The following is a 5,527-nucleotide window of genomic DNA, read 5'->3' as shown; positions in this document are numbered from 1 at the left end:
TCGGGAAGCACCAGGCCCCGGCCCTGCCGCAGGACACCGAAGCACGGGCCGGAAACACGAAACGGACACAAAACCGACACGACACCTACACAAAACCAACTATTGCCAGAAGAATTATTAGGGCGAAGGATGGTAAAAAGGGTGCGGCAGCACCAGGAATGGGCCTGAACACCAGCCCTAGGCCCGGCCCTTATCGCGTCACCCCGTCCAGGAACCGCACAATGGCCCGTCGGCGCCCGGGTACCAGGCCCTCCGGGCCGTGAGACCCTCGACGCCGTTCCCACCCCCAGACCGCGGACCGGACATCGACCCAGGTGTTTTGAGGACACGCCCCCGCAAGGCGACCACACGATCGGCCGAGGGGTTTCGAAAGGACGCTCGTCAATGACCGACAAATCCAAGGGTGAGCCCGACAAGGCGAATTCCTCCGCGTTGTCCGCGGACTGGGGTTCGCTCACCGCCCGTCCGGCGGCCTCGCCGGACACCGACGCCGGGCAGGCGTCCGCGCCCAAGAGCCTCAGGCCCGGCGGGACCGAGGACCTCTCCGCGCCTCCGCCCACCGAACCCGGCACCAGGGCCGACGCCGCGACGGCCACCGCCGCGGACACGGCCGAGGCCGGACGCCCCCAGATCGACGCCGTGGGCGCCCGCGCGGTCAAACCGCTGGCCCCCGTGGACGCCTCCCCCCGTCCGGGGCGACCGGGCAGTCCCGTCCTGGCGGGCGCGGCGATCGCCGGCCTGCTCCTCATCGCGGCGCCGTTCGCGGTCTCGGCGGGCGTCCAGGGCGTCTCGCTCGACATCGTCCCGCTCTCCGGGGGCGGCCCGGCCGGAGACGACGAGCAGACCGGGGACGAGCGCCAGACCGGCTCCGAGCAGGACACCTCCTCGGACGGTTCCGGCACCGGCGGCCAGGGCGGCTCCGCCGACCAGGGCCAGGCCGACAGCGGCGGCGCGCCGGACGGCGGCGGGGGCGGCGGCGTCAACAACGCGCCGGACCCCGGTCCGGGCTACGTCCCCGAGGCCATGGAGCAGCAGGCCGGGATCCCGTCGTCCTCCCCCGAGGACGGCGGCGGGAGCGGCGGCGGAGAGCAGGAGACCGGCGGCGCGGGCAGCAACGTGGCCGCGGGCGGCGGAGGGGACTCCTCCAAGGGGAGCTCCCGCACGGCGGACAAGGACGACAGCGGTAACGGCGGCGGCAGCCAGGCCGCCGGCGGGTCCGAGGACGCGGACACCCCCGCGAACGGCGGGATCATCAACGACCTGCCGGACGTGAACACCGCGGGTTCGGACAAGGAGGAAGAGGAGGAGCGGCAGGAGCAGAGCGGGGACGAGGAGGACTCGAACCAGCGCTCGGCCCCCTCCGACGACTCCGGGGATCAGGAGGCGGGCACGTTCTCCGCCCTGTCCGACAGCTCCCCCTCCGCCGAGGAGAGGCAGCCCTCCCCCTCCGGCGAGCCCTCCAACTCGGCCCCCTCCCCCTCCGGCGACCCGTCGCCCTCGGCCGATCCCTCCCCCTCCGGCGCCCCCTCGCCCTCCGGCGACCCGTCGCCCTCCGCCTCGCCCTCCGCCTCGCCCTCCGGCGACCGGTACTCGGCCCTGGCCGGTCCCGGCTGCGCCACCGACGGCGGCGCCTACGGCCAGGCCGGATCGTGGTACCCCGAGAACAGCACCGCCGGCTGGGCCACCCGCGAGGGCGGCCACGACCAGGACGGCTGCGCCGGCGGCTACGACGCGATCCCGGTGTCGGGCGATCCCGAGCACGGGGACGGCCAGTTCGCGTACTGGACCTTCTCCCCCGGATACGCTGACGCGGAGTGCGAACTGTACGTCCACGTCCCCGACGACGAGTCCCCGCTCTGGATCGGCGAGCAGGAGGCCAGGTACCAGATCTTCCCCCGCGACAAGGCCGAGGGCGACGCCGTCGCCGTCTTCGGCATCAACCAGTCCCAGGTCAAGGGAGGATGGGTGCAGGTCACCGGTTTCACCTCACCGGCCGAGCAGTTCACCGTCCAGCTCACCAACATCGGTGAGAACCCCCTTGCGGGACAGGAGAACACGAGCACGCACGTCGCCGCCTCGGCGGTCCGCGCCACGTGCTCCTGACGCCGGAGCAGCATTGGGCGGGGTCGGCGCGCGCCGACTCCGCCCGCACGTGAACAGGGCCGTCCCGGGCCCGGAACGAGAAAAGGAACCGCAGATGGCCAGGCAACTCCTCACGGTCACTCCGGATGGATCGACGGGGTACGCCACGATCGAGTCCGCGGTGGCCGCGGCCGAGAGCGGCGCGCTCATCACCATCGCCCCAGGACGCTACGAGGAGAGCCTGGTCCTGCTGAAGGTCGTCACCCTGCTGGCGCGGGACGGCCGCGGCAGCGTCGAGGTCATCGCCGAGTCGGGCAGCGCCGTCATCTCGGGCGCCGAGGCCGTCAAGCTCTCCGGGCTGGTCCTGCGCGGCCGCGACGAGGAGCGCCCCGTGGTCGACATCCCCGCCGGGCAGGCGGAGATGGCCGACTGCGAGGTGGACGGCTCGGCGTGGACCGCCGTCGTGGTCCGCGAGACCGGCGCGCTGGCGATGCGCGAGAGCCGGGTCACCTGCTCGGCGGGGGCCGGCGTGGTGATCACGACGGCCGAGCCCAGCATCATCGAGGACTGCGTCATCGAGGACGTCGAGACCAGCGCCCTGGTCATCAGCGACCGGGGGCGGCCCGTCGTGCGCGCGTGCGTGTTCCGCGACGTGCGCGGCAACGGGGTCTTCGCCAGCGGCCAGGCCGGCGGGTCGATCGAGGACTGCGACATCTCCGGCTGCGCCAAGCCCGCGATCGCGCTGGAGGACAACGCGAGCACGTCCCTGCGCGACGTGCGCGTGCACGACACCTCCGAGGACGGGCTGGCCATCTCCACCCGCGCCAGGACGACGGTCGAGGACTGCCGCTTCGAGGACGTCGGCGGGCGCGGCGTGGGCGTGTACAACGGCTCCGACCCGCAGCTGTACCGGGTGGTGGTGGCCCGTTCCAAGGGCGTCGGCATCCACCTCTGGGGCAAGGCGCGCGGCCTGTTCACCGACTGCGAGGTGGAGGAGCCCGAAGGCGACGGCGTGCGCGCCGAGGACCGCGCCGCCACGTCCTTCATCGGGTTGACGGTGCGCGGCGGCACCGGCGTGAGCATCGGCGGCAACAGCACGGTCGAGTTCGACCGGGGCCTGGTCACCGGCAGCAAGGGGCCGGGCTTCGTCATCGAGGCCAGCAGCCCGTTCCTGCGGGGCGTGGCCGTGGTCGACACGCGCGGCCAGGGCGTGCGGTTCCGCAAGGGCGGCCAGGGGCGTCTGGAGGACGTCACGTTCGAGCGGACCGGCAAGAACGCGGTGCAGGCCGACGAGCGCTCCCGGCCCCTGCTGACGGGGGTGCAGATCCGCGAGAGCCGCGACAGCGGTGTCACCGTCGGCGCCGAGGCCAAGGTGGACATGCGCGACTGCGACATCTCCGAGTGCACGGGCGACGGGGTCGCCGTGCAGAACGGCGGCGACGTCTCGGTGCTGCGCTCGCGGGTCTACAACGGCCGCCGCAACGGCGTGCTGGTGGCCTCGGGCGCCAAGGCCGCCCTGCGCAGGACAGAGGTCTTCGGCAACGCCGGGGACGGCGTGCTCGTGCACAGCACCGAGGACGTGCTCATCGAGGACTGCTCGGTGCGGGACAACAGCCGCGCGGGCCTGCGCCAGACCGTGCAGAGCGAGCGGATGCGCGCCGAGGAGCTGCTGAGCAGCGGCAATGGCGCGCCTGACGCCTACGGGGAGGACGCCGGGGCCCCCGCCCCGCCGATGCCCGGAGGGGTCCCGGGCGCGGCCGCGGGCGCCCCGGCCGGAGGCACGGAGCCCGAGCCGGAGGGGCCGCTGGCCGAGCTGGAGTCCCTGATCGGGCTGGAGAACGTCAAGCACGAGGTCAAGACCCTCATCAACCGCAACCAGATGGCCAAGCGCCGCGCGGAGATGGGGCTGCCGACTCCGCCGATGAGCAGGCACCTGGTGTTCGGCGGGCCTCCCGGTACCGGTAAGACCACGGTGGCCCGCCTCTACGGCCGCATCCTCGCCGAACTGGACGTGCTGCGCTACGGGCACGTCGTCGAGGTGGCGCGCGTGGACCTGGTGTCGCAGTACGTCGGCGGGACCGCCATCAAGACCACCGAGGTGTTCGAGCGCGCCAAAGGCGGTGTGCTGTTCATCGACGAGGCGTACACGCTCTCGGGCAAGAAGGACGGCGGCGGCAGCGGCCCCGACTTCGGCCGCGAGGCCATCGACACCCTCGTCAAGCTCATGGAGGACCACCGCGACGACGTCGTGGTGATCGTCGCCGGGTACACCGAGGAGATGCAGGGCTTCCTCGCCGCGAACCCGGGTATGGCCTCGCGGTTCAGCCGCACGGTGGAGTTCCCCAACTACGAGGTGGACGAGCTCGTGCGGATCGTGGAGGGCATGTGCGCCACCCACCAGTACGAGCTGGCCGAGGACACGAAGACCGCGCTGCGGGCGCACTTCGAGGACATGCACCGGGACGCGACGTTCGGCAACGGCCGCACCGCCCGCAAGATCTTCGAGGAGATGATCGACCGGCAGGCGTTCCGCCTGGGCAGCGAGCCGCCCGACAACCCCGGGGACCTCACCCTGCTGCTGCCCGTGGACCTGGGCGTGGAGGTCTCCGAGGCCGGCCCCGACGGGGAGCCGACGGACGAGCTGACCGTGCTGCGCGGCGAACTCGACTCCATGATCGGCCTGGGCGAGGTCAAGGCCACCGTCAACGACCTGGCGAACCTGCTGGTCATGTCCAACCAGCGCAAGGCCCTCGGACTGCCGGTGCCCTCGATGAGCCACCACCTGGTGTTCGCGGGCGCCCCCGGTACCGGTAAGACCACGATCGCGCGGCTGTACGGCCGCCTGCTGAAGACGCTGGGCGTGCTCTCCTCGGGGCAGGTCATCGAGTCGGCGCGGTCGGACCTGGTGGGCCGCTACGTCGGGCACACGGCGCAGATGACGACGGAGGTGTTCGAGCGCGCGAAGGGCGGCGTGCTGTTCATCGACGAGGCGTACACCCTGACCCCCAAGGGCGGCGGCAACGACTTCGGCCAGGAGGCCGTGGACACCCTCGTCAAGCTCATGGAGGACCACCGCGACGAGGTCGTGGTGATCGTCGCCGGGTACACCAACGAGATGCAGCGCTTCCTGGACTCCAACCCGGGTCTCGCGTCCCGGTTCAGCCACCGGGTGGAGTTCGGCAACTACAGCGACGAGGAACTGGTCACCATCGTCGAGCGGATGGCGAAGAGCTCGGGGTACGTGTGCGGCGAGGAGACGCTGGCCGCCCTGGCCGAGCACTTCTCCTCGGTGCAGCGCGACGCCTCCTTCGGCAACGCGCGCTACGCCCGCCAGGTGATGGAGCGGATGATCACCCGCCAGGCGGGCCGCCTCGTCAACATGGCGGGGGCCGCGGACCTGGAGGCGTTCACCACCCTCTTCCCCGAGGACGTCCCCGCGCCCTAG

The 5,527-nt window shown here is 72.2% G+C and carries 2 protein-coding genes; both read left to right on the top strand.

The window, feature by feature from the left end:
* Positions 1–384: 384 nt before the first annotated feature.
* The gene (locus EV190_RS16115; RefSeq protein ID WP_133742399.1) at positions 385–2,103 is read left to right on the top strand and encodes a hypothetical protein; all 1,719 of its coding nucleotides are present in this window, start codon (positions 385–387) and stop codon (positions 2,101–2,103) included.
* Positions 2,104–2,197: 94 nt separating this feature from the next.
* On the top strand, positions 2,198–5,527 hold the full coding sequence (locus EV190_RS16110; protein ID WP_133742398.1) for a right-handed parallel beta-helix repeat-containing protein: 3,330 nt from the start codon (positions 2,198–2,200) through the stop codon (positions 5,525–5,527).

It is taken from the genome of Actinorugispora endophytica, assembly GCF_004363075.1.
GTDB lineage: Bacteria > Actinomycetota > Actinomycetes > Streptosporangiales > Streptosporangiaceae > Actinorugispora > Actinorugispora endophytica.
Note: the sequence above shows the minus strand (reverse complement) of the source record. Positions and strands in the feature narration are given on the sequence as shown.